This is a genomic window from Achromobacter pestifer (assembly GCF_902859625.1).
GTDB classification, from domain to species: domain Bacteria; phylum Pseudomonadota; class Gammaproteobacteria; order Burkholderiales; family Burkholderiaceae_B; genus Achromobacter; species Achromobacter pestifer.
The window spans coordinates 35,161-56,940 of record NZ_CADIJX010000009.1 but is presented as its reverse complement, the minus strand read 5'-3'; the positions used below and the strand labels follow the sequence as shown (position 1 = coordinate 56,940).

The 21,780-nt window shown below is 63.5% G+C and carries 20 protein-coding genes; 11 read left to right on the top strand and 9 right to left on the bottom strand.

Features of this window, described 5'->3' with window-relative positions; all coding sequences use genetic code 11:
- Nucleotides 1–162: 162 nt before the first annotated feature.
- Nucleotides 163–462: a helix-turn-helix transcriptional regulator gene (locus tag HV753_RS31415; protein WP_425485937.1), complete on the bottom strand. Its 300-nt coding sequence runs from the start codon at nucleotides 460–462 to the stop codon at nucleotides 163–165.
- 451 nt (nucleotides 463–913) lie between these two features.
- Here HV753_RS31415 and HV753_RS25955 point away from each other — a divergent pair, with 451 nt between their 5' ends.
- From HV753_RS25955 to HV753_RS25925, 7 genes are all read left to right on the top strand, one after another.
- A complete protein-coding gene (locus tag HV753_RS25955) occupies nucleotides 914–1,522 on the top strand; it encodes a hypothetical protein (RefSeq protein ID WP_175177465.1) in 609 nt (202 codons plus the stop codon).
- A gap of 178 nt (nucleotides 1,523–1,700) precedes the next feature.
- Nucleotides 1,701–2,216 (top strand): sigma-70 family RNA polymerase sigma factor, encoded by a 516-nt coding sequence (locus HV753_RS25950; protein ID WP_175177464.1) that lies wholly within the window; start codon nucleotides 1,701–1,703, stop codon nucleotides 2,214–2,216.
- Nucleotides 2,203–3,201 carry a FecR domain-containing protein gene (locus tag HV753_RS25945; RefSeq protein ID WP_175177463.1) on the top strand — a complete coding sequence of 333 codons (999 nt, stop codon included), beginning with the start codon at nucleotides 2,203–2,205 and terminating at the stop codon, nucleotides 3,199–3,201. The genes HV753_RS25950 and HV753_RS25945 overlap by 14 nt, the downstream gene beginning before the upstream one ends.
- Nucleotides 3,202–3,414: 213 nt before the next feature.
- The gene (locus HV753_RS25940; RefSeq protein WP_175177462.1) at nucleotides 3,415–5,805 is read left to right on the top strand and encodes a TonB-dependent siderophore receptor; all 2,391 of its coding nucleotides are present in this window, start codon (nucleotides 3,415–3,417) and stop codon (nucleotides 5,803–5,805) included.
- A gap of 102 nt (nucleotides 5,806–5,907) precedes the next feature.
- A complete protein-coding gene (locus tag HV753_RS25935) occupies nucleotides 5,908–6,573 on the top strand; it encodes an HAD family hydrolase (protein WP_175177461.1) in 666 nt (221 codons plus the stop codon).
- A 136-nt stretch (nucleotides 6,574–6,709) separates the two neighbouring features.
- Nucleotides 6,710–7,357 (top strand): YiaD family glycine zipper/OmpA-like lipoprotein, encoded by a 648-nt coding sequence (locus HV753_RS25930; protein WP_175177460.1) that lies wholly within the window; start codon nucleotides 6,710–6,712, stop codon nucleotides 7,355–7,357.
- An 8-nt stretch (nucleotides 7,358–7,365) separates the two neighbouring features.
- Nucleotides 7,366–7,692, top strand: a complete 327-nt coding sequence (locus HV753_RS25925; RefSeq protein ID WP_175177459.1) for a 4a-hydroxytetrahydrobiopterin dehydratase — start codon at nucleotides 7,366–7,368, stop codon at nucleotides 7,690–7,692.
- Here HV753_RS25925 and HV753_RS25920 read toward each other — a convergent pair.
- The 6 genes from HV753_RS25920 to HV753_RS25895 form a co-directional block, all read right to left on the bottom strand.
- The gene (locus tag HV753_RS25920; RefSeq protein WP_175177458.1) at nucleotides 7,689–8,147 is read right to left on the bottom strand and encodes a MarR family winged helix-turn-helix transcriptional regulator; all 459 of its coding nucleotides are present in this window, start codon (nucleotides 8,145–8,147) and stop codon (nucleotides 7,689–7,691) included. The two genes, HV753_RS25925 and HV753_RS25920, sit on opposite strands and share 4 nt — an antisense overlap.
- Complete coding sequence (locus tag HV753_RS25915; protein WP_175177457.1) at nucleotides 8,144–8,371, bottom strand: hypothetical protein; 228 nt, start codon at nucleotides 8,369–8,371, stop codon at nucleotides 8,144–8,146. The genes HV753_RS25920 and HV753_RS25915 overlap by 4 nt, the downstream gene beginning before the upstream one ends.
- A complete protein-coding gene (locus HV753_RS25910; protein WP_175177456.1) occupies nucleotides 8,368–9,999 on the bottom strand; it encodes an FAD-dependent monooxygenase in 1,632 nt (543 codons plus the stop codon). Before HV753_RS25910 ends, HV753_RS25915 begins: the two co-directional genes overlap by 4 nt.
- A 123-nt stretch (nucleotides 10,000–10,122) precedes the next feature.
- Nucleotides 10,123–10,821 (bottom strand): DUF6776 family protein, encoded by a 699-nt coding sequence (locus HV753_RS25905; protein ID WP_175177455.1) that lies wholly within the window; start codon nucleotides 10,819–10,821, stop codon nucleotides 10,123–10,125.
- Between the two features lie 146 nt (nucleotides 10,822–10,967).
- Nucleotides 10,968–11,654, bottom strand: coding sequence for an N-acetylmuramate alpha-1-phosphate uridylyltransferase MurU (gene murU / locus HV753_RS25900; RefSeq protein ID WP_175177454.1), 687 nt, complete (start codon nucleotides 11,652–11,654; stop codon nucleotides 10,968–10,970).
- Nucleotides 11,654–12,694: an aminoglycoside phosphotransferase family protein gene (locus HV753_RS25895; protein ID WP_175177453.1), complete on the bottom strand. Its 1,041-nt coding sequence runs from the start codon at nucleotides 12,692–12,694 to the stop codon at nucleotides 11,654–11,656. Before HV753_RS25895 ends, murU begins: the two co-directional genes overlap by 1 nt.
- Before the next feature lie 168 nt (nucleotides 12,695–12,862).
- On the opposite strand from HV753_RS25895, the gene HV753_RS25890 reads away from it, so the two are divergent.
- Genes HV753_RS25890 through rsmA form a run of 3 tightly spaced genes read left to right on the top strand, consistent with a single transcriptional unit; the run spans nucleotide 12,863 to nucleotide 17,652 of the window.
- A complete protein-coding gene (locus HV753_RS25890) occupies nucleotides 12,863–15,268 on the top strand; it encodes an LPS-assembly protein LptD (protein WP_175177452.1) in 2,406 nt (801 codons plus the stop codon).
- Nucleotides 15,265–16,842, top strand: coding sequence for a peptidylprolyl isomerase (locus HV753_RS25885; protein ID WP_175177451.1), 1,578 nt, complete (start codon nucleotides 15,265–15,267; stop codon nucleotides 16,840–16,842). Before HV753_RS25890 ends, HV753_RS25885 begins: the two co-directional genes overlap by 4 nt.
- 18 nt (nucleotides 16,843–16,860) lie before the next feature.
- Entirely contained in the window at nucleotides 16,861–17,652 is a 792-nt protein-coding gene (gene rsmA, locus HV753_RS25880; protein WP_175177450.1) for a 16S rRNA (adenine(1518)-N(6)/adenine(1519)-N(6))-dimethyltransferase RsmA, read from the top strand.
- 75 nt (nucleotides 17,653–17,727) lie between these two features.
- On the opposite strand, the gene HV753_RS25875 is transcribed toward rsmA, so the two are convergent.
- On the bottom strand, nucleotides 17,728–18,870 hold the full coding sequence (locus HV753_RS25875) for a glycerate kinase (RefSeq protein WP_175177449.1): 1,143 nt from the start codon (nucleotides 18,868–18,870) through the stop codon (nucleotides 17,728–17,730).
- 105 nt (nucleotides 18,871–18,975) lie between these two features.
- Here HV753_RS25875 and pyk point away from each other — a divergent pair, with 105 nt between their 5' ends.
- Nucleotides 18,976–20,418 (top strand): pyruvate kinase, encoded by a 1,443-nt coding sequence (gene pyk / locus HV753_RS25870; protein ID WP_175177448.1) that lies wholly within the window; start codon nucleotides 18,976–18,978, stop codon nucleotides 20,416–20,418.
- 55 nt (nucleotides 20,419–20,473) lie between these two features.
- Here pyk and HV753_RS25865 read toward each other — a convergent pair whose 3' ends face one another.
- Nucleotides 20,474–21,703 (bottom strand): nucleoside recognition domain-containing protein, encoded by a 1,230-nt coding sequence (locus HV753_RS25865; RefSeq protein WP_175177447.1) that lies wholly within the window; start codon nucleotides 21,701–21,703, stop codon nucleotides 20,474–20,476.
- Between the last annotated feature and the right edge of the window lie 77 nt (nucleotides 21,704–21,780).

Below are 21,780 nucleotides of genomic sequence, written 5' to 3'. Positions count from 1 at the left end.
TAGAGCCGAGCTCTCTCGAGGCTTGTTGTGCCATGATCGACTGACCATGCAGCCCGCCCTTGAGGTGTTTTTCCGAAATCAGGTGCAGAGCGGCGTATGTGGTGGGCTCCCTGAAAGAGAACACCACAAATGGCGGGCTGTTTGGCCGATATACGCCTTGGCCTAATCTGGCTTTGCCAGCAGCCGTCGTTGAAGCTGTTCAGCCTTGGTTGGCCTCCCACGTCGGCGTGAATCCTGTGGCGCAGCTGTTTGCTCAGGTGTGGGGGGGGCCACATCTTGGACATGATGCGCTTCGCGCAGTGATGCCACCCAAGCAAGAACCTCTGTCTGTTCATAGCGCAGCAGTCTGCCCACTTTCACACAGGGCGGTAGCGGTTCTCCGCGAGTGCGCCGGTTGTACAAGGTCTGTACAGACACGCCCAGGACGGCGGCTAGTTGATCGGAGGTAAGCAGTTTGTCCATCTTTACTTTCGCGAGGGCACTGGCACATGCCAGCAAAAAGTATAGACAGGCAAGGGTAGCCATGGCCGGCTATCAGTACCCTCCGGTAGGTCGTACAATCCGCGTCGGCGCCATCGAAATTGACCGCACTTTTAACGCACTGACCGCAGTAAAGTGCGTTATGTCGCGGTAAGTTCCGGTAAGCTAAGCTCGTGATTTTTCTAGATATTCATGTTGGCCTGCCCCTGGCAAAACACCCTTAAAACGGACTCTTAATCCGTAGGTCGAGTGTTCGAGCCACTCACAGCCCACCAGAATTTTTTGGCAGTACCTCTGAAGTCGTAGTGCCAAGCTAGTAAGATTCAAAAAGCCCACCGGTCACGGTGGGCTTTTTGCATTGTCTGGGGTAAAAATGCGTCTTCCGCGGCAATGTGCCCTGGAGTATCCAGGCCGCCAGCAAGGGAGCCCAGGCATGAACAACAACGACGGCATCCAGGCTGCGGTCTACACCCGTTGGCATCAGCTTGCGGTGCCCTTGGCCTTCGTACTGTCCGCAGGATGCTTCATGCTGGTGGTGTTCAACCGCGGCCCGTTCGGGTGGGCTATCGCGCTTGCCCTGCTGGGGCTGTTGACGCCGCCGATCGTGGCCTTCAGGGGCTTTCCAACCCGCAATCAAATCCGGGTGACCGCGGATGGACTGACCTTCTCGCGCCGTCCTCCGGTGGCCTTTGGGGATTTGACCTCCTGGGGCACCGACGATTATCTCAAGCTGGTTCGCCGTGGGTATCCCACGCTGCTGGTGAGCCCGCTTGACCTGCCTAACCGCCAGCGCTTGCTGCGGGAATTCCAGAGCGCTCTGGAGGCTTGGCAGAAACGGCAGCCGGCTGCGACGGAACCAGCGCGCCGCACTTTTTTCTATGGCTCCACCGGTGGGCGTCTGGTGGGCGCGTTGATCACCGTCCTGGCCGTCGGGTCGGCCGTCATGGCGTTGAACCTGCGCGAACCGTCGTTCTCGCTGGCGGTTGTCGGCGGCTTGTGCGCGTTGTTCGGGCTGGCGCTGTTGATGGGCAAACGGCCCTGACGTTCAGATGCACCCTGCGATGCGCCTCCACGGAGGCAATACATTGACGCCAGTCAGGTCCACACGTTGTGTCTTGCGGAACGAATCGCGAATAAATTAATATTAAGAATAATTCGCATTTATTTCGGGCGCTGCCTCGGCCCTGTTGCCTCGACGTCAATTGCCAAGCCTGCCCATCATGTCTGTGCCCGGGGCTCCTGCCCAAGTTATCGAAAATCTTTATGGCGACCATCATGGCTGGCTGCGCGGCTGGTTGCGCAAGAAGCTGGGTAATTCATTTGACGCCGCCGATCTGGCGCATGACACCTATGTGCGCATCATCGCATCAGGCACGACGCCGCAACCCGAACAGTCGCGCCGCTACCTGACCCAGGTGGCCAATGGCCTGCTTATCGACCTGTACCGCCGCCGCAAGATCGAAGCCGCCTACCTGGAGGCCGTCGCCTTGCTGCCGGAGGCGCAATCGCCATCAGAAGAGGCTCGTGCGCTCGTGCTGGAGGCGTTGGTGGAAATCGACACCATTCTGCATAAGCTGCCTGCCAAGGTGCGCATGGCGCTACTGCTTTGCAAGTTGGACGGGTTGGGCTATCAAGAGATTGCCAAACGGCTGAATGTGTCGGTGTCGTCGGTGGAAAAGTATGTGGCGGCCGCGCTGCTGGCTTGCTATCAGGCGCTTTACGATGACGCGGGCTGAGGCGGCGCGGACCAGCGGGCCGATCGATCCCGCGACTGTCCGGCAGGCATCGGAATGGATGGCGCGGCTGTGGTCCGGCACCGCGTCGGAAGCGGATTTGCAGGCCTGTGCCCGGTGGCGTGCCGAGCACCCCGACCACGATCGCGCCTGGTCTCGCTTGCAGATCATGGAGGCCAAGCTTGGCCTTGCCGCCAGTCCGGGGGCCGGCCGAGTCTTGCTCGAGACGCCATCCAAGGGCCGGCGTCGGGCACTACAGGCCCTGGGCTTGGCCGTGGCGGCAGGGGGCACGGCGCTGGTGCTGCGCGAGGCCGATAGTTGGCAGGCGGCGCTGGCGGATTATCACACCGGCACAGGAGAAATTCGCGAGGTGTTCCTGCCTGACGGCACGAGCGTTATGTTGAATACTCGAACGGCGATCGACTTGCGCTTCGATGCCACCGAGCGCCGCGTGATCGTCAAGAGCGGCGAGATCCTGGTGACGACCTCGCCTGACACGGCGTCGGTGCATCGTCCCTTTCGGGCGCAAAGCCGTCACGGCATGGTGCAGGCGCTGGGTACGAGTTTCTTATTGCGCCAGAATGCTCATCTGTCCCGCGTGGCAGTTTTTGAAGGTGCGGTTGACGTCTATCCCGCGCAGGCGGCCGGAGCGCCGGGAGGCGTCGTCCGTGTCAACAGCGGCGAACGCACGACATTTTCGGCGGAACGGGCGGAGCTGCCCGTGGCCGCGCGTGAAACCGAGACGGCGTGGTCGCGCGGCACGTTGGTGGCGGAAAGTATGCGGGTATCAGATTTCCTGGAGGAGTTGGGACGTTACCGGACTGGTTTCCTGCGTTGCGATCCTGCCGTCTCGGATTGGAGGGTAACGGGCGTGTTTTCGTTGCTGGATACCGACCGGGCCTTGCGGAACCTGACGCTGGGTCTTCCGCTAGCAGTGACCTATCGCACGCCATATTGGGTCACGGTGCATGCCAAGCGGCCCGCATAGCGGGCTGCTCCTGTGTTGCTGCAATTTTTTTTCGCCAGGCATTGAGGAATTCGCCGGTTCGTTCGGAAGACGTCATAGGCCCCTTTCTTCCGTACTTTCTGGAACCGACCGATGGCACGCCGCCGTACCCTTGACCTGATTCCCCTTCGTTCCCCGCCGGCCCATGCCTCTGCGGGCGCTGTCTTTGCGTTACGCGCGTGCCTCCTGGGAGCAATGCTGGGATCACCGCTGCTTGCCATGCCGGCCGCGCAAGCTCAATCCGTCCGTCCTGCCCCGAGCAACTCCCTGCGGAGCTACAACATTCCCGCTGGCCCGCTGGATCGTACGCTCAACCAGTACGCCAGCGAGGCGGGTGTGGAGTTGTCGGTGGATGCTGCGCTGATCCAGGGCAAGACGTCGGCGGGTCTACATGGCCGCTATGGTGTGCAGGACGGCTTTGCCGAGCTGCTGCGCGGGCAGGGAATGCGCATAGTGCAAGGCGGGGGAGGCGCCTATTCCCTGCGTCTGGCGCCGGCTTCCGATGCCGTCGATTCGCGTGGCGCCACCACGCTGCCTGCCGTGACAGTGACGGGAAGCGCGGAATCGGCCACCGGGCCGGTGGATGGTTATCTTGCCAAGCGCAGCGCCACCGGTACCAAGACCGACAGTTCCATCCTGGAAACTCCGCAATCGATCTCGGTGGTGTCCGCGGACTTCATTAAGGAAATCGGCGCTTCACGCTTGAAGGAAAGCCTGTCGTACACGCCGGGGATCAATACGGCGCCTTGGGGAGCGGATTCGCGGTTTGACTGGACGATCATTCGGGGCTTCGACGCGCAGACGCCGGGCTACTACCTGGACGGTTTACAGCTACGCAACAACAACAGTTGGGCGGTTTGGCAGACCGAGGTCTACGGGGCGGAGCGAATCGAAGTGCTGCGCGGGCCGACCTCGGTACTGTACGGGCAGAACGGCGCGGGAGGCATGATCAATGTCGTCAGCAAACGTCCCACTGACGAACCGCTACACGAAATGGAAATTCAGCTCGGCAGCAACGCCCGACGTGTGGTTGCTGCGGATTTTTCCGGCCCCGTCGATGAGGATGGCAAGGTGCTTTACCGTGTGACGGGATTGGCGCGCGATGCGGAATTGCCCGCCAGTGGCCTGCCGAATGACCGCTTTTTCATTGCGCCGGCGCTGACGATCAAGCCGTCGAGTGACACCACGTTGACCCTGTTGTCTCACTACCTGAGAGTACGCGACGGTAGTTCGTACGGCAGCTTCCCCGAAGCGGGCACCCTGCGGTCCAACCCCAATGGCAAGTTCTCGCCCAAGACCTATGTGGGCGAACCCGATTTCGATCGCTTCCACCAGGAGCAATGGATGGTCGGCTACCTGTTGGAGCATCGCTTCAATGACACCTGGACAGTCCGCCAGAACGCTCGTTACGGCTATACCAGCGTGGATTATCGGCAAGTCTATGTGCGCGGGTTCGAGACCGTGCACGCCGATACGCCCGACGACCCCGCCAATTTTCGCCTGTTGAGCCGTTATCCCTTCGGCAGCAACGAGAACGCACGGCTCTTCACCCTCGATAACCAGGCCCAGGCCAAGGTACGGCTGGGCGACTGGCAGCACACCTTGCTTGTGGGGCTGGATTACCAGCATTCACGCAATTACCAAGCCACCTATAACGATGGCGCGGTCGATCCGATCGATGGCTATTCGCCTGTGCACGGCAGTTCCGTGGTGACCGCCGAACCGTGGTTCGACGGCACCACCAAGCTGGCGCAGACCGGCCTGTATCTGCAAGACCAGATTAAGTGGGGTAATTGGGTAGCGACCCTGGGCGGTCGGTATGACCGTGCGTCGGCCGACGTCAACAGCAATATCGACGGTTCCCGGACTAAAGTCTCCGAGCACAACTTCAGCGGCCGGGGCGGTTTGGTTTACCTGCATCCGAGCGGTATCGCGCCTTATTTTAGTTACGCGGAATCGTTCTCGCCCACCGCAACGATCGACCCAGTCACCAACAACCCTATGAGGCCCGAGACGGGTCGGCAGTACGAAGTGGGTATCCGTTATGAGCCGCCCGGCGGAACCAGCCGCTACAGCGTTGCGGCTTTTGATCTGCGGCGCCGCAACTACATCACTTATACGCAGGATTTTCTGCCCAAACAGACGGGCGAAGTACAGGTACGCGGACTGGAGTTCGAGGCGTCGTTCCGCCCCGTGCCGCAAATGAATGTCGTGGCTGCGTACACGTACACGCCGAAAGCCGACGTCACGGCCAGCAGTACGCCCAGCGAGGTCGGCAAGCAGATGCAGGCGGTGTCGCGCAACCAATTCGCATTGTGGACCGACTACCGCTTTCAGTCAGGCATCAAGGTGGGCGCGGGCGCGCGTTACACCGGGCCAAATCAGGGCTATGCGGAATCGGCGTCCGCCAAATTGCCGTCCTACACCTTGTTCGACGCCATGATCGGCTACCAGATCCAACGCTGGAATCTGGCGCTGAACGTGCGCAATGTGACCAACAAGGCCTATCTGAGCAATTGCAGCCAAGGCGATTGCCGCTATGGCGAGCTGCGCACGGTACTGGCTACGGCGACCTATAGATGGTAGCTGAGTATTAAGCCTGGGCTTAACGGTGAGTGAACCCTGACTAAATCACAGCGCACGCGGGGCTCTTTATAGTGGCTGTCATGCCATCCAAGGAGCACCCGCATGCCCGATTTCCCTGCTACCCCCGTTCCTTCCGGCTACCCGCGCGCGGTGCTGTTTGATCTGCTGACCGCCTTGCTGGATTCGTGGACGGTCTGGAACCGCGCTGCGGGCACCGAGGCCAAGGGCCGCGCCTGGCGTGCGGAGTACCTGCGCCGCACTTATGGCTGCGGCGCGTATCAGCCCTACGAGCAATTGGTGGAAGAGGCCGCGGCGGCCGTGGGGCTCCCTGCCAGCGCGCCGGCGGCGCTGGAAGCGCACTGGGACGAATTGCCCGCGTGGGACGGAGCGCGCGAATTGTTGCAGGCCTTGCGCCCGCATTGCCTGCTGGGCGTGGTTACCAACTGTTCGGCCCGTTTGGGGCACCGTGCCGCCGGCCTGTTGGGCGTGGACTGGGATGTGGTGGTGACGTCCGAGGAAGCCGGCTTCTACAAGCCTGATCCGCGCCCCTATGCGTTGGCGCTGGCGCGTTTGCAGGTGGCGCCGGCAGATGCCGCGTTTGTCGCCGGTTCTGGCTATGACCTGTTTGGCACCAGCAAGGTCGGAATGCGCACGTATTGGCACAACCGGGTGGGGCTGTCATTGCCGGAAGGCGCACCGCAGCCGGAGCGGGTATCGCCCCGCTTGGAGGAGGCGCAGCCCTGGCTGGCCCGGTTCCATGCCGGTTGATCGGTGTTTCAAGCGGGGTTGAGGCTCCGTTTCGCGGTTTGGGCAACACAAAATGTTGCTGGTCGCCCGTCATCCACTTGCTAGCATGGTTTACGCCGGAATGATCCGGCGTACCGACGGGATAGTGGAGGTTGCCATGAACTCAAGAACAATGTTCAACCGGATCGCGGTGGTCGCGGCGGCGGGCGCGTTGTTGGCGGGATGCGCCACGCAGCAGCAGACGAACACGGCGGTGGGCACGGGGGCGGGCGCGGCGGTTGGCGCCGGCATCGGCGCCTTGATCGGGCACGGCACGGGAGCCGCGATCGGCGCGGGTATCGGCGCGGTGGCGGGTGGTCTGGTGGGCTACAACTGGAAGGTCGTGAAAGAGGATGTGCAGCAGTCGGGCGCATCCTCCTTGGGGATCGACGTCGTGGAAATGCCGGATGGCAGCCTGAAGGTGAATATTCCCAGCGGCGTCTCCTTCGACACGGACAAGACGCAGCTGAAGCCGGCGTTGTTGCCGGTGTTGGACAGCGTGGCGCGTTCGCTCAATCAACACCCGGAACTACGCACCAAGGTGGTTGGCCATACGGACAGCACGGGTGCGCTTGCGCATAACCAGACCTTGTCGGTCAACCGCGCCAAGAGCGTGACGGACTATCTGGGCAAGCAGGGCGTGGCGGCCGGACGCATGGCGGTGGAGGGGCGTGGCCCCAATGATCCCATCGGCGATAATGCGACCGCCGAAGGGCGCGCGCTGAACCGGCGCGTGGAAATCTATCTATACGCGGTCAAGCAATAAGGTCTGTCATGAGCATGTTCCCACCCGCCCGTATTGGCACTGATATCGCCGTGGCCGCGTTGTCCGGCTGGCAGGCCGTGGCGTCGCGCGACGCCATCGAGAAGCGCTTTCGCTTTCCGAACTTCAACGCCGCGTTTGGCTTCATGGCGCGGGTGGCCATGTTCGCGGAAAAGCTGAACCACCACCCGGAGTGGACCAACGTCTACAACCGGGTGGACGTGACGCTGACCACCCATGATGCGGGCGGCGTGACCGAACTGGATGTGCGCATGGCGCAGTTCATGGACGAGGCCGCCGCGCAGATGGGCGCAACCGCGCCGAAATCGGACGCCTAGTCGTCTTCGGCGTGGTCTTCGCGGCTTTGCAGATGCTCGATCAAGCGATCGAGCATGTCGCCCAGGATGCGCTGTTCGCCGGCATCCAGGCAGCCGAAGATCTCGTCATTGCGTTGCGCGATCAAGGCAATGATGCGTTCGTATTGGGCGATGCCCGCCTCGGTTGGCGTCAGTACCACGCCACGTCCGTCAGAAGCGGATAGTGTCTTTTCGACCAGACCGCGTTCAACCAGCGCTTGCGCGGAGCGGCTGGCCTGGCCCTTGTTCAGGTTGGCGGATCGGGCCAGGTCGTTGACGGATAGTGGCGCGTAGCGGCCGATTGCTGCCAGGCAGCGCGCTTCGCCCAAAGGGATGCCGCAGTCGGCCAGATAGGCGCGATTCGTGTCGCGATCCGTGATCTTGTTGAGCACGTGCAGGCGATACGTCAGGAATCGTTCCAGGGCGGGCGGTTTCACGTCGGACGGGCAGGAGTGGCGGCGGGATAGTTTGCCACAGGCTCTTCACCGAGGCAGGCGCTTTCGGCCTGCGCCAGCAGCGCCAGCGCGGTCGTGGCATCCGGCTGCCGGCTTAGCAGCGACAACCCCAGAATCGACAGGAAGAGCGTCGCTTGAGATTCGCCCACGCGCGTCAGCGCCTGCGCCATGCCGGTATAGACCTGGTCCAATTCGTCGGGGTTCATGCTTGGCCTTCCTGTTGAGCGGGTAGGGCAATCGAGGGGTAATAGGGGGCGAGGGCGGCGCGCAGACGGGCGGCGTCGGGCGCCGTCCAGCGGCCCAGCACATAGCCGTCGGGCCGCAGCAGATAAACGGTGCCGGCTGCTGAACCATAGCGTTGTTGCAGTTGGCCGTGGGCGTCGTTCCAGTCACGGGGGCCCGCGCCTGTTCGCACGACGCGCAAGGGATGCGGCAAGCCTTGCGTAGCCGCTGCCAGCGTGTCCAGATCCGCCGCCTGGGCGTCGGTGGGCGATACGGCCAGCGCCACGAAACCGCCACCGAAGCACTCGCTCAGATAGCGTGGCGTTTCTCCGTCTTGCAGCAGCGCGTCGGGGGCCGGTTGGCCGGGTGCGGCGGCGGGGCCGGCCAGGGGCGCGCCGTCATGCAGATTCAGCGGCGAGGTGTCGTATGAGATCGGCGCGGATTGGCGCGGGTTGATCAAGGACCGCACGGAGTCGTCCGCCAGCGCCAGGCGTAGCGCGGCTTCTCGCATCAACCGGAAGCCGAAGTCCGGCGGAGCCATGAATTCGGTGCTCTTGGCGCCGTAGGCCAGGTTCTGGCGGGTGGCGTGGACACGTTCAACACTGTAGCTGTCCAGCAGCGTGTCGGGCGCCTGGCCTTTCAGCACCCAAGCCAGTTTCCAGGCCAGGTTGCCGGCGTCGTCCAGGCCGGAGTTCAGGCCGCGCACGCCGAAGATCGGCACCAGGTGGCCGGCGTCGCCCGCGAACAGCACGCGGCCGTGGCGGTACTGGTCCAGCGTCAGGCATTTGGCGTTGTAGATGGAAATCCACAACGGCTTCCAGGGCGCGGTCTCGCCGATCATGTCCAGATGGCTTTGCACGCGAGGCAGCACGTTTTCAGGCTTGACGGCTTCGTCGGGATCTTCGTCGTCGCGGATCTGATAGTCCACCCGCCATACGTTGCCCGGTTGCCGGTGCATCAACAGCGTCGAGCCGGGATTGGATGGCGGGTCAAACCAGGCCAGCCGTTCGACGGGGCGGTCAGAGGCTTGTTCGATGTCAACGATGACGTAGCGGCCGTCGTATTGCATGCCTTCCAGCTTCAGGCCCATGGACTCGCGCACCGTGCTGCGACCGCCGTCGCACGCGATCAGCCAGTCGGCGCGCACGGTCTGGCGCTGGCCGTCGGCATCGACGTCAACGGTGACGCCGTTGGCGTCCGCGCGCAGTCCGGCCAGGCGGGCCGACCATTGCAGCGTGGCCAGCCCAGGATGGCGCTGCATGGCCTGATGCGCGTATTCCTCAACCGAGTATTGCTGGATGTTGACCATCGGCGCATAGCGTTGCAGCGGATCATGCGGCATTTCGAAGTGCAGGACTTCGCGGTCGCGGTAATAGCTGCGTCCGCCGGTCCAGGCCAATCCGGTGGCCAGCAGCGGCTGGTCCGCGCCGGCCCACCCCAGGATTTCCTGTGATCGACGCGAAATGCAAATGGCGCGGCTACCGGTGCAGTAGCCCTCATCGGCCTCCACGGTCAGCGAGGCGATGCCGTATTCGGCCAATAAAGCGGCAAGCGTCAGGCCGACCGGGCCTCCGCCGGCAATCAGAACGGGAACGTGCGAGGGGAGCGGCATCTTGTCTCTGAGATATGGTTGTTTGCGCAACTATATTCTTGAAAAGTTGCGCGCGCAACTATTTTGCGTAGACAAAAAAAATCCGCCAGATCTGGCGGATTTTCCATGTACTACCTGTGGATATCAGTTGCGCACGTAATAGATGCGCATCGCCTGCTGCTTCTGGCCGCCATCCATCACGCGCAGCACCACCACCTTGGGGGTGAAGCCGTCGGGCAGCTTCATCTGGCCCAGCGCGTAGTCGTAGCGGTCCACATTCAGCGTCGGGCCTTCAGGCGTGACGGTGGCGGCGCGACCGTTCGGGTAGGTGCCATCAACGGAGAACGTGAGCGTGCCCTTGAAGGGGGCGCCGGTGCGCTCTTCGCGCATGACCAGTACCTGGTAGTCCAATTGGCCGGGGGCCCGCTTGAAGGTGGCCGAGCGGATGCCCAGGTTGCCGCCGCGCGGATCGGCAGGCATGGCGTCCTGGAACAGGACCAGTTCCTTGTTCAGCGTCTCGATCTTGGCACGCGCCTCCGTCAGGTCGGTCGTCAGCTTTTCATGGCCGGACTTGTTGGCGTCGCGCTGCTGAGTGGCTTCGTCTAGCTGGGTCTGGAGGCGTTGGCGCTCCAGGTTGGAAGCGCTAAGTTCGCTGTGCAGCGACTCGGACTGCTCTACGGTCAGGCGTTGCGGGCCGTAGTTGGTTTGCAGGAAGAGCACGCCGCCCGCACCCAGGGCAATCCCCACCAGAAGCAGGACGAGCCAGCGCGGCAGGCGCCGAGTGCGTTGACCGGGTTGGTATACAGACGGCTTGAATACAGCCCGTTGCGATCTTCCAAACATCCCCATTCCTAGAAAACTTCCTGTGTGTTGCTCGTCCGTACGGTGTCCGCACGTGCCAAAGCGTCAGAGAATACCCCGTTACCCGGGGGCGTTGGGTGCGCGGAAAATCCTGGTTGCGCACCTTGATATTGTGAAATATGTGAGCATCAGCGCGCCGCGGCGTGAAGCTCGGCGTCCAGGTCGGCAAGCCGTTGCGGGGTGCCGACATCGGTCCAGCGACCGGTATGGTGCGTGCCGCGCGCCAGGTGCTTGGCCATCGCTTGCCGGAAAAGGGGCAGCATGGGCATTGCCTCGCCGCGCGGGACGTCCGCAAACAACGAGGGATGGTAGACGGCGATCCCTGCGTAGGTCAAACGAGGTTCCCCCAGGGGGTGCAGATGGCCGTCGGGCGCCAGCCGGAAATCGCCGTTGGGATGCTGGACGGGGTTGTCCACCATCAGCAACCAGGCGCCGCCGTCAGGCAGGCTGGCGGCAAGATCGGGGGCGGCCGAGGGGTTCCAGTCACACCAGACGTCACCGTTCATCACGAGAAAGGGCGCGTCCCCCAGTAGCGGCAGCGCTTGGGCGATGCCGCCGGCGGTTTCCAGCGCGGTGCCTTCCGCTGAATAGCGGATACGCACGTCGAACGCGCTGCCGTCGCCCAGCGCGCGTTCGATCTCGTGCCCCAGCCAGGCGTGGTTGATGACGACATCGCGGATGCCGGCTGCGGCCAGGCGCTCCAGGTGCCAGACGATCAACGGCTTGCCGCCGACCACCAGCAGGGGTTTGGGCAGGCTGTCGGTCAGCGGGCGCATGCGTTCGCCGCGGCCTGCGGCAAGAATCATGGCCTGCATCAGAAGGTGTATCCGACGCTGACCTGACGGTCGTCCAGCTTGTCCAGCAGCCGCAGCAGCGGCGTGAAGACGCCGTAGCGCTGGGCAACCTGGCGCACATAGGCGTTCACCCGGGGCATGTGGGCCAGGTAATGCGTCTTGCCGTCGCGGTGGTTCAGTCGCGCGAATACGCCCAGGATGCGCAGGTTGCGCTGTAGTCCCATCCATTCGTAGGCGCGGTGGAAATCGGCGAAGTCGGCATCTACCGGCAGGCCGGCGGCACGTGCCATTTCCCAGTAGCGAATTGCCCAATCCAATTGTTGCGGCTCTTCCCAGGTGGTGCGGGCATCGGTGACCAAAGACGCCAGGTCATAGGTGATCGGGCCGGCCAGCGCATCCTGGAAATCAATGATGCCGGGATTGGGGCCATATTGCGGCTGATCGCAGACCATCAGGTTGGGCGAGTGGAAGTCGCGGTGCACCAGCACCTGCGCCTGCCCGCCATTGCTGGCCGACAGCAGCGCGAAGATCTTCTCAAGCGCATTTGAGGTCTTGTCGTCCAGCGCCATGCCGTGATGCTTTTGCACGTACCACTCGGGGAACAACTTGAGCTCATCGGCCAGGCGGGCGGTGTCGTACGTCGCCAACCCGGTGGTGGACGCCTGTTGCAACTGGACCAGGGCGGCCAGCGCTTCGCGATACATCGTCTGAAGCTGGCTGTCGGGCAGCCCGGCCTGGATGCGCTGGTAATAGGTCTGCTCGCCCAGGTCGGACAGCAGCAGCAGGCCTTGGTCCAGGTCCTGGGCCAGCACCTTGGGCACATTCAGGCCGGCGTCCGCCAGCAACTGTCCGACATGCAGGAAGGGGCGGCAGTCTTCATGGGCGGGGGGCGCGTCCATGACAATCAAGGTGCGCTCGCCGGCGTCCAACCTGAAATACCGGCGGAAACTGGCGTCCGCGGAGGCCGGGCGCAGCGTGTCCACGGCCAGATTCAGGTCGGCGGGCAGGCCTTCCAGCCAATTGCGGATCAGCGTCAGGCGGGAGTCGTGATCGTTTTTCAAGGAAAATCCGTGTCAGAAAGGCAATATTGCTGAAAATTACGTTCGGCGCACATAAGGCTGGGCGTATGGCGCGGCTTCTCTATAATACCGGCTCGTTTCCGTTCGCATTGGCCCTCCGCAGGCGCCGGTGCCTGGTTCTCCCATCGTCAAAAAGGGCTGTTTTCACTCGTGCGCAAGGTTCGGTGGTTGATCCTCTCTGCTGTCAGCGTCGCCGCCGGGGCCGTTCAGGCTCAAGGCAGCCAGGATCCGGCTCCCGCCGCATCGTCCGCTACCGCGTCGCCCGCAGCGCCCACGCTGCGCACGTCTCCCGGTTTGCGGGTGCATCGGCTGCCAGATGGCAGCATCCCCGCCTATATGGAAGCGGACAGCATCGAGGGCGATCCTGAGTCCGACCTGACCCTGACCGGCAGCGCGCAAGTGCGCCGCATCGACGGTGTGATCAAGGGCGACCGCATCAATTACCGCAAGGATACCGGCGAAGTCGACGTGCAGGGCAGTGCACGCATGATGCGCGACGGCACGCTGGTGACTGGTCCGAGCGCCAAGTTCAACGTGGACAAGTACTCCGGCGAAATCGAAAAACCCAACTTCTGGATGGGCGCCACCGGAGGTTTCGCCGTTGCCGAGCACGCCGATCTCTTCAGCAAGTCGCAGATGCGGCTGCACACCGTGACATACAGTGGCTGCTCCTGCGAGACGCCATCCTGGTATATCAAGGCCAACACCGTCGATATCGATTTCGACGAGAACGAAGGCGTGGCGCGCAATGGCGTGCTGTATTTCAAGGACGTGCCGATTCTGGCGTCGCCCTACATGACCTTCCCGGTCAAGAAAGAACGCAAGTCGGGCTTCCTGATGCCGACCTACGGCACGACCAGCCAAGGCGGCTTCGATTTCTCGCTGCCGTACTACATGAATCTGGCGCCCAACTATGACGCGACGATTCAGCCCCGTTATTTCTCCAAGCGCGGCTTGCAGTTGGGTGCGGAATTTCGCTATCTGGGCGCGGGTTACACGGGCACCGTGGACGGCACCTATCTGCCCAACGACAACGTCACCAGCGAAGATCGCTGGATGTACTGGTGGCGTCATCAGCAGACGTTCTCGCATGGGTTCTACGCCGACTGGGACGTCGCCAAGGTATCGGACGACAACTATTTCCGGGACATTTCCCAACTGGGGTTGAACCAGGCATCGACGACCTACCTGCCGCAGCGCGCTCGCGTGGGCTGGGCCTCGACGTACTGGAGCACGTACGCGCAGGTTTATAAGTACCAGACCCTGCAAGATCCGGATGCGCCGCTGATTCCCCCCTACGACAAGTTGCCCGAGCTTTACTTGCGCGGTGCGCGGTATGACTGGGGCGGTTTCGATGTGGACTGGACGTCGACCGCCGTGCGCTTCCAGATTCCCATGGTGGCCGGCAAACGCAGCGGCCCCGAAGGCGACCGCTTGCAGTCCTACCCGACGGTGTCCTATCCGATCGTGCGGCCGGGCTGGTTCATCATCCCGAAGGCGGGCGTGAACTACACGCAGTACCAGACCAATTGGTATGGCAGCGATTGGCTGGGCCTTAATTCGGGGACCGCCAACGCAGGCACGTCTTTCGGCTATCCGGCGACGCAATCGCGCACGGTGCCGATCATGTCCCTGGATGCCGGCTTGATCTTTGAACGCGATACCTCGCTGTTCGGCAAGGCCTCCACGCAGACCCTGGAGCCGCGCCTGTACTACCTGCGCGTGCCGTACCGGGATCAATCCAAACTGCCGGTCTTTGACACGTCGCTGGCGGATTTCAGCTTCTCGCAGGCCTTTGAAGAGAATATCTACACCGGGGGCTGGGACCGCATCTCCAATGCGAACCAGTTGACGGCGGCGTTGACGACGCGCTGGCTGGATGCCAACACCGGTTTCGAGCGCTTGTCGCTGGCCGTGGCGCAGCGCCTGTATTTCGCGGACCAGCAAGTGACCTTGCCCGGCGAAACCCCGCGTGAAAACGTGCGCTCCGACTTCCTGGTGGGCGCCAGCGCCGCGCTGACCGACACGCTCAGCACCGAGGTGGCGGCGCAATACAATCCGTACGACAACCAGTGGTCGCGTGGATTGATCAGCGCGCGCTGGTCGCCGCAACGTCTGACGACGGTGGCGGTGTCCTACCGTTATCAACGCGACCCCCAAACCGGGGTTCAGTATCAGCCGCAAGGCCAGAACCAGGTCAGCCTGGCGCTACAGTGGCCATTCTCCAAGCGTTGGTACGGCGTTGGCCGGGTGGATTATTCCTTGCGTTCGGGGCCGTCCAGCACGGTGGCCAACACGACGGAATCCCCCCGCGTCACGCAGGCCATTGCCGGCCTGGAGTACAAAGGCGATTGCTGCTGGGTGGGCCGTGTGGTCTATCAGCGCTATGCCGTATCGGCTACGGACGCCAACTCCGCAGTGTTCTTCCAGCTTGAGCTGACCGGTCTGGGTTCCCTGGGAACCGATCCGATGAACCTGCTGAACAGAAGTATCCCCGGCTACACCAGCATTACACCGCCCGTGCCGGCTGGGACCACATTTGAAAGGTATGAATGATGCGTAGGTTGCACTCTTTGCGCCGCCTGTCCGGCAGCGCGCTGTTGTTGGCCCTTTGCGCCAGCCTGCCCGCCGTGCACGCGGCCGAGCAGACAGGCCGGGCCGCGAATAATGGCGCCAAGGCCGCACCCGCTGCTGCGGCGCCCGCCGCCAAGGGCGAGCAGTTTGTTGACGGTATCGCGGCCGTGGTCGACAAAGATGTGATCACGCTGCGCGAATTGCGTGATGCGTCGCTTCGCATTTCCGCCGAACTGAAGTCGCGCGGCATCCAGGTGCCCGACGACCAGACCTTGCAACACCAGGTCTTGCAGCGCCTGATCATGGAGCGCGTGCAGCGCCATGAGGCCGACCGCCTTGGTATCCGTGTGGATGACGCCCAGGTCGATCAGGCCATCCAGACCATTTCGGGGCGCAACAAGATCAGCGTGGCGCAACTGCGCAGTGAAATTGAAAAGTCGGGCACGACGTGGGATGCCTATCGCAAATCGCTGCGCGATGAGATCCGCACGGATCGCCTGCGCCAGCGCGCCGTGGATTCCACCATTGTCATTTCCGACACCGAAGTGGATGCTTTCCTGAAGGACCAGCGCCGCAATCCGGCGTTTGGCGCGTCGCCCCAAGCGGCGCCCCAGCCGCAGGCCCAACCGGAACCCGCGCCCGAACAGGCGGCGGCGCCGTCGGGCCCCATGCTCTACGCATTGGCACAGATTCTGGTGCGCGTGCCGGAAGGTTCTTCACCCGAACAACTGTCCGCCTTGCGCAAGAAAGCGGAAGGCATCCTGGCGCGCGCCAAGCGCGGCGATGATTTCGCCAGCTTGGCGGCCGCAGCCTCGGATGGCCCAGAAGCCTTGCAAGGCGGTGTCATGGGCGTGCGTCCGCTGGACGGCTGGCCCGATTTGTTCGTCAAGGCCATCGGCAATCTGCAGAAGGGCGAAGTGACGAACCTGATTCAGAGCGGCAACGGTTTCCACATCATCAAGGTGATGGACCGCGGCATGGCGCAACCGGCTCCGGGGCGTACCGCCCGCGCGCCCGCGCCCGCGCAGGCTCCGCAACCTGCTGCGCGTCCGCAACCCGCGCCCGCCCAGCAAGGCCCCACGGAAGTCATGCAGACCCGTGCGCGCCATATCCTGATCAAGACGTCCACCGTCATGAGCGACGAAACCGCGCGTCAGCGCCTGGAACAGGTGCGCCAGCGTCTGGTGGCCGGCGACGCGAAGTTTGAAGACATGGCGCGTCAGTATTCGCAGGATTCGAACGCCCCGCAAGGCGGCGAACTGGGGTGGTTGAACCCGGGCGAAACCGTGCCGCCGTTCGAGGCCGCCATGAACGCCTTGAAGCCGGGCGAAATCAGCCCCCCGATCCAGTCGCCTTTCGGTTGGCACTTGATCCAGGTTGAAGAGCGCCGCCAGCATGACGTTACCGACGAACTGGCCCGCATGAAGGCGCGTCAGATCCTGTTTGAACGCCGTGCTCAACCTGCCTTTGAAGATTGGCTCGACCAACTGCGCGCTCAAGCGTACGTCGACAACCGTCTTGAAAAGCAGCAGAAGATCCAGCAGAACAACCGCTAAACGCATTACGGGCTTTTCATGTCTCAACACCAGGCGCGCAAGCGCTTTGGCCAGAACTTCCTGACCGACGAAAGCGTCGTCGAGTCCATCGTCCGGGCGGTTGCACCCGCCCGTGACGATGCCGTGGTCGAGATCGGCCCGGGTTTGTCTGCGCTTACCCGGCCGCTGCTAGAGCGTCTGGACCACCTGACCGCCGTCGAAATTGACCGCGATCTGGCCGCCCGTCTGCGCAAGCAGTTCGAGGCAAGCCGCCTGACCGTGGTCGAAGCTGACGCGCTGACGGTGGATTTCTCGCAGTTCGGTAGCGCGCTGCGTGTCGTGGGCAACCTGCCCTACAACATTTCCAGCCCGTTGCTGTTCCATCTGATGACGTGGGCCGACCACATCCGCGACCAGCACTTCATGTTGCAGCGCGAAGTGATCGACCGCATGGTGGCGCAACCGGGTTCGGGCGATTTCAGCCGCCTGTCCGTGATGCTGCAATCGCGCTACCGCATGCACAAATTGTTCGACGTGCCGCCGGAAGCCTTCGATCCGCCGCCCAAGGTGGTGTCCGCCATCGTGCGCATGGTGCCGCTGCCTGCGGATCGCCTGCGTCCGGTCAGCGTGCGCGCCTTTGAAACGGTGGTGGCGCGCGCCTTCTCGCAGCGTCGCAAGATGTTGCGCCGGGTATTGGCTGACTGGGCGCCGCAAGTGCCCTGGGAAGCCCTGGACATTGCCCCCACCGCACGTGCCGAAGACATCTCGGTGGACCGGTATATCCGCTTGTCGGATGCCTTGGTCGAAGCGGGCTTGCTGCAATCCAGCTGACCCCTTCCGCTGAGGCATGGCCGCTTGAGACAAAGCCCGCTGACGCGGGCTTTGTCATTGGCAGACAGGCAGTATTCACAGCATGCGCTTTTGCGCCGCCATCCATAGCTGCATCACATCGCGCGCGCGATCGGCCAGCAATTTTTCCGCATCCGCCAGCGCCTGTTGCAGCGTGATCGGTCCTGGGGCAAGGCTGAACGCCGCACTGATGCCGCAGGCATGCAGCGCTTCGTAGCCGTCACCCAGCGATCCCGCCAGCGCGACGACCGGCACGCCGGCCTGCTGCGCGATCCGGGCCACGCCTGCGGGCGTCTTGCCGCGCAGTGTCTGCGCATCCATGCGGCCTTCGCCGGTGAACACCAAGGTGGCCCCCTCGATGGCTTGCGCCAGGCCGCCCAGTTCCGCAACGATCTCCACGCCGGGACGGAAATGCGCTTGCAGGAACGCCTTGGCGGCGAACCCCAGGCCGCCGGCGGCGCCGGCGCCGGGCTCGTCGCGGTAATCCGTTTTCAAGTGGCGCGCGCAGACGTCGGCGAAATTCGTCAGCATCTGATCCAGTGCCAGAACCTGTTCAGGCGTGGCGCCCTTTTGTGGCCCGAATATGTGCGAGGCGCCTTGCGGGCCGCACAGGGGATTGTCCACGTCGGATGCGATGTCGATCCGAATGCTGGCCAGACGCGGGTCGAGCCCATGGGTGTCGATGCTGGCCAGCTTGCCCAGCGCGCCGCCACCAGGCGGCAGGCTATGGCCATCCGCGTCCAGCAGGCGCACGCCCAATGCCGTCAACATGCCGGCGCCGGCGTCGTTGGTGGCCGAGCCGCCCAGCCCCAGGATGATGCGCGTGGCGCCCGCGTTGACGGCGGCAAGCATCAGTTCGCCGACGCCGTGGCTGCTGGCGCGCATCGGGTCTCGCTTGGACGGGGCGATCAATTCCAGGCCCGCCGCTGCGGCCATTTCGATGACGGCGGTGCCGTCTTCAAGCAAGCCCCAGACGGCATCGACCTTATAGCCCAATGCGTCGTTGACGGTCAGTTGCTGTTCCTTGCCGCCGGTGGCAGCCAGCACGGCTTCGACGGTGCCTTCACCGCCGTCGGCCATCGGCACGCATATCGTGTGAGCACCGGGGCAGGCGGCTTTGACGCCTCGTGCAATGGCCGCCGCCGCATCGGGCGCGGAAACGCTTTCTTTGAAAGAGTCAGGAGCGATGACGATTTTCACGGATTCGGATGCATGAGTAGTGGGTCGGATTGAAGCCCATGATACCCGTGCGAACGCAGCCGGCGTACCATAACGCTTTTGTTGCTTTTGCGAGAGTGGACCGTCATGCCTGTATTGCGCCGCACCAAAATCGTCGCCACCCTTGGGCCTTCGACTTCGTCGCCCGAACGTATTGATGCGTTGATCCGCGCGGGCCTGGATGTGGCCCGTCTGAACTTCTCGCACGGCAGCGCGGACGATCACCGCGAGCGTGCTCGCCTGGTGCGCGAAACGGCCGCGCGGCAAGGGCGCTTCGTCGCCGTCATGGGTGACTTGCAAGGCCCCAAGATCCGTATCGCGCGTTTCACCGACAAGCTGGTGCAATTGCAGGTTGGCCAGCCGTTCACGCTGTCGCGCGTGCACCCCAAGGATGCGGGTACCGCCAGCATCGTGGGCATCGACTACCCCGAACTGGTGACGGACTGCCGCGTGGGCGATGAGCTGCTGTTGGATGACGGCCGCGTCGTGCTGGTGGTGGACCGTGTCGAAGGCGATGAGGTCCACACCACGGTGACCGTGGGCGGGCCGTTGTCGAACAACAAGGGCATCAACCGCCGAGGCGGTGGCTTGTCCGCGCCCAGCCTGACCGATAAGGATCGCGTCGACATCAAGCTGGCCGCCGAAATGGAACTGGATTATGTGGCCGTGTCGTTCCCGCGCTACGGCAGCGATATCGACGAGGCCCGCACCTTGCTGGCCGAGGCCGGCAGCCAGGCCTGGATCATCGCGAAGATCGAACGCGCCGAAGCCGTGGCGGACGACGAAGCGCTGGATGCGCTGATCCGCGCCAGCGACGGCGTGATGGTGGCGCGCGGCGACCTGGGTGTGGAAGTGGGTGATGCAGAACTCGTGGGCATCCAGAAGCGCATCATTCAGCATGCACGCACCTTGAACAAGGTCGTGATTACCGCGACGCAGATGATGGAGTCGATGATCTCCAGCCCCATGCCCACGCGCGCCGAGGTGTCGGACGTGGCCAATGCGGTGCTGGACTACACCGATGCCGTGATGTTGTCGGCCGAAAGCGCATCCGGGCAATACCCGGTGGAAGCCGTGCAAGCCATGGCACGGGTGTGCCTGGGCGCCGAGAAGCACCCCACCACCACGAAGTCGCATCATCGGGTGGGCGAGACCTTCACGCGCTGTGACGAAACCATCGCCTTGGCGGCGATGTATGCGGCTAACCACTTCCCGGGCGTGAAGGCCGTCATCGCGTTGACGGAAAGCGGGCACACGCCGCTGATCATGTCGCGCATTCGTTCCGGCGTGCCGATCTATTGCTACAGCCCGCATAGCCTCACGCAGAATCGCGTGGCCATGTTCCGCGGCGTCTACACCGTGCCGTTCGCGCCTTCCGACTACGAGCCGGCGGACTTGAGCAACGCCGCCATCGACGAATTGCGCAAGCGCAACCTGGTGAAGACCGGTGACTGGGTGGTCCTGACGAAGGGTGATTTCTACCGCGACAGCGGTGGCACCAACGGCATGAAGATCCTGTTGGTGGATTGACGCGCCGGCCTGTGCGGGGCGCTTGCCGCGCACAGGCCAGACACCGCCCTGGCGTTCAGCCGAAGAACCAGTAGCACACGCCGATAGCGGCCAGCACACCGGCCAGATCGGCGATCAGCGCGCAACCGACGGCATGGCGCGCTCGCAAGATTCCCACGGATCCGAAGTACACCGCCAGCACGTAGAAGGTGGTTTCCGTGCTGCCTTGCATCACGGCAGCCAGCAGCGCAGGGAAGCTGTCCACGCCGTAGTGCGTCATGGTTTCCAGCATCATGGCGCGCGCCGCGCTGCCCGAAAACGGTTTGACCAACGCCGTGGGCAGGGCATCGACGAATCGCGTGTCCCAACCCGCGTAATGCGCCAGCCAGCGTATGCCATCCAGCAGGAAGTCCAACGCGCCAGAGGCCCGCAGCACCCCTACGGCGCACAGCATCGCCACCAGATAGGGCAGCAGGCTCTTGGCGATGTCGAAACCCTCCTTGGCGCCTTCGATGAAGGTCTCGTAGACCGGCACCTTCTTCCAGGCGCCTGCGATCAAGAACGCCAGCAGGATGCCGAACAGCGTCAGGTTGCCCAGCAGGGACGACAGTGTGGCGATGGCGGCGACGGACATGCTGGCCAACAGCGCCATGAAGCCGCCCAGAAGCAGCGCGGCGGTGCCTAGCCACAACATCACGATCGGGTCTATCAGGCGGAGCCGCTGGCACGCGGCGACCGCCAACAGGCCCGCCAGGGTGGATGCGCTGGTGGCCAACAGAATGGGCAGGAACACCAGCGTGGGGTCGGCCGCGCCCTGTTGCGCGCGGAACATGAACAGCGTGACGGGCAGCAGGGTCAGCGACGACGCATTGAGCACCAGGAACAATATTTGCGCGTTGCTGGCGGTCTCGGGCGTGGGATTCAGCGATTGCAGCTCGCGCATGGCGCGCAGGCCGATGGGCGTGGCGGCATTGTCCAGGCCCAGCCCGTTGGCGGCGAAGTTCAGGGTGATCAGGCCGATCGCGGGGTGGTTGCGTGGCACCTCCGGCATCAGGCGCGCGAACAGTGGCCCCAGCAGGCGTGCCAGCTTTTCAACCAGGCCGGCGCTTTCGGCGATGCGCAGAAAGCCCAGCCATAGCGTCAGCGTGCCGAACAGCAGCACCATGACTTCCACGGACACGCGGGCCATGTCGAACAGGCTGGCCACCATCTGCCGGAAGACGTCGGCGTCTCCGATGGCCAGCCAGCGGTACAGGGCGGCGGCTGTGGCGGTCAGGAAAAAGCCCAGCCAGAGTTTGTTCAGCATGCGAAATGTGCCCGGTTAGCGGTTGGTTGCGCACCAGCGCGGCGACGCCCATTGTCGCAGAGTCAGACCACGGCGGC

Excerpts from the sequence above, each read along its gene's own strand:
- HV753_RS31415 (WP_425485937.1), bottom strand. The coding sequence starts at position 462 with ATGGACAAACTGCTTACCTCCGATCAACTAGCCGCCGTCCTGGGCGTG.
- HV753_RS25955 (WP_175177465.1), top strand. The coding sequence starts at position 914 with ATGAACAACAACGACGGCATCCAGGCTGCGGTCTACACCCGTTGGCAT.
- HV753_RS25950 (WP_175177464.1), top strand. The coding sequence starts at position 1,701 with ATGTCTGTGCCCGGGGCTCCTGCCCAAGTTATCGAAAATCTTTATGGC.
- HV753_RS25945 (WP_175177463.1), top strand. The coding sequence starts at position 2,203 with ATGACGCGGGCTGAGGCGGCGCGGACCAGCGGGCCGATCGATCCCGCG.
- HV753_RS25940 (WP_175177462.1), top strand. The coding sequence starts at position 3,415 with ATGCTGGGATCACCGCTGCTTGCCATGCCGGCCGCGCAAGCTCAATCC.
- HV753_RS25935 (WP_175177461.1), top strand. The coding sequence starts at position 5,908 with ATGCCCGATTTCCCTGCTACCCCCGTTCCTTCCGGCTACCCGCGCGCG.
- HV753_RS25930 (WP_175177460.1), top strand. The coding sequence starts at position 6,710 with ATGAACTCAAGAACAATGTTCAACCGGATCGCGGTGGTCGCGGCGGCG.
- HV753_RS25925 (WP_175177459.1), top strand. The coding sequence starts at position 7,366 with ATGAGCATGTTCCCACCCGCCCGTATTGGCACTGATATCGCCGTGGCC.
- HV753_RS25915 (WP_175177457.1), bottom strand. The coding sequence starts at position 8,371 with ATGAACCCCGACGAATTGGACCAGGTCTATACCGGCATGGCGCAGGCG.
- HV753_RS25910 (WP_175177456.1), bottom strand. The coding sequence starts at position 9,999 with ATGCCGCTCCCCTCGCACGTTCCCGTTCTGATTGCCGGCGGAGGCCCG.
- HV753_RS25905 (WP_175177455.1), bottom strand. The coding sequence starts at position 10,821 with ATGTTTGGAAGATCGCAACGGGCTGTATTCAAGCCGTCTGTATACCAA.
- murU (WP_175177454.1), bottom strand. The coding sequence starts at position 11,654 with ATGCAGGCCATGATTCTTGCCGCAGGCCGCGGCGAACGCATGCGCCCG.
- HV753_RS25885 (WP_175177451.1), top strand. The coding sequence starts at position 15,265 with ATGATGCGTAGGTTGCACTCTTTGCGCCGCCTGTCCGGCAGCGCGCTG.
- rsmA (WP_175177450.1), top strand. The coding sequence starts at position 16,861 with ATGTCTCAACACCAGGCGCGCAAGCGCTTTGGCCAGAACTTCCTGACC.
- pyk (WP_175177448.1), top strand. The coding sequence starts at position 18,976 with ATGCCTGTATTGCGCCGCACCAAAATCGTCGCCACCCTTGGGCCTTCG.
- HV753_RS25865 (WP_175177447.1), bottom strand. The coding sequence starts at position 21,703 with ATGCTGAACAAACTCTGGCTGGGCTTTTTCCTGACCGCCACAGCCGCC.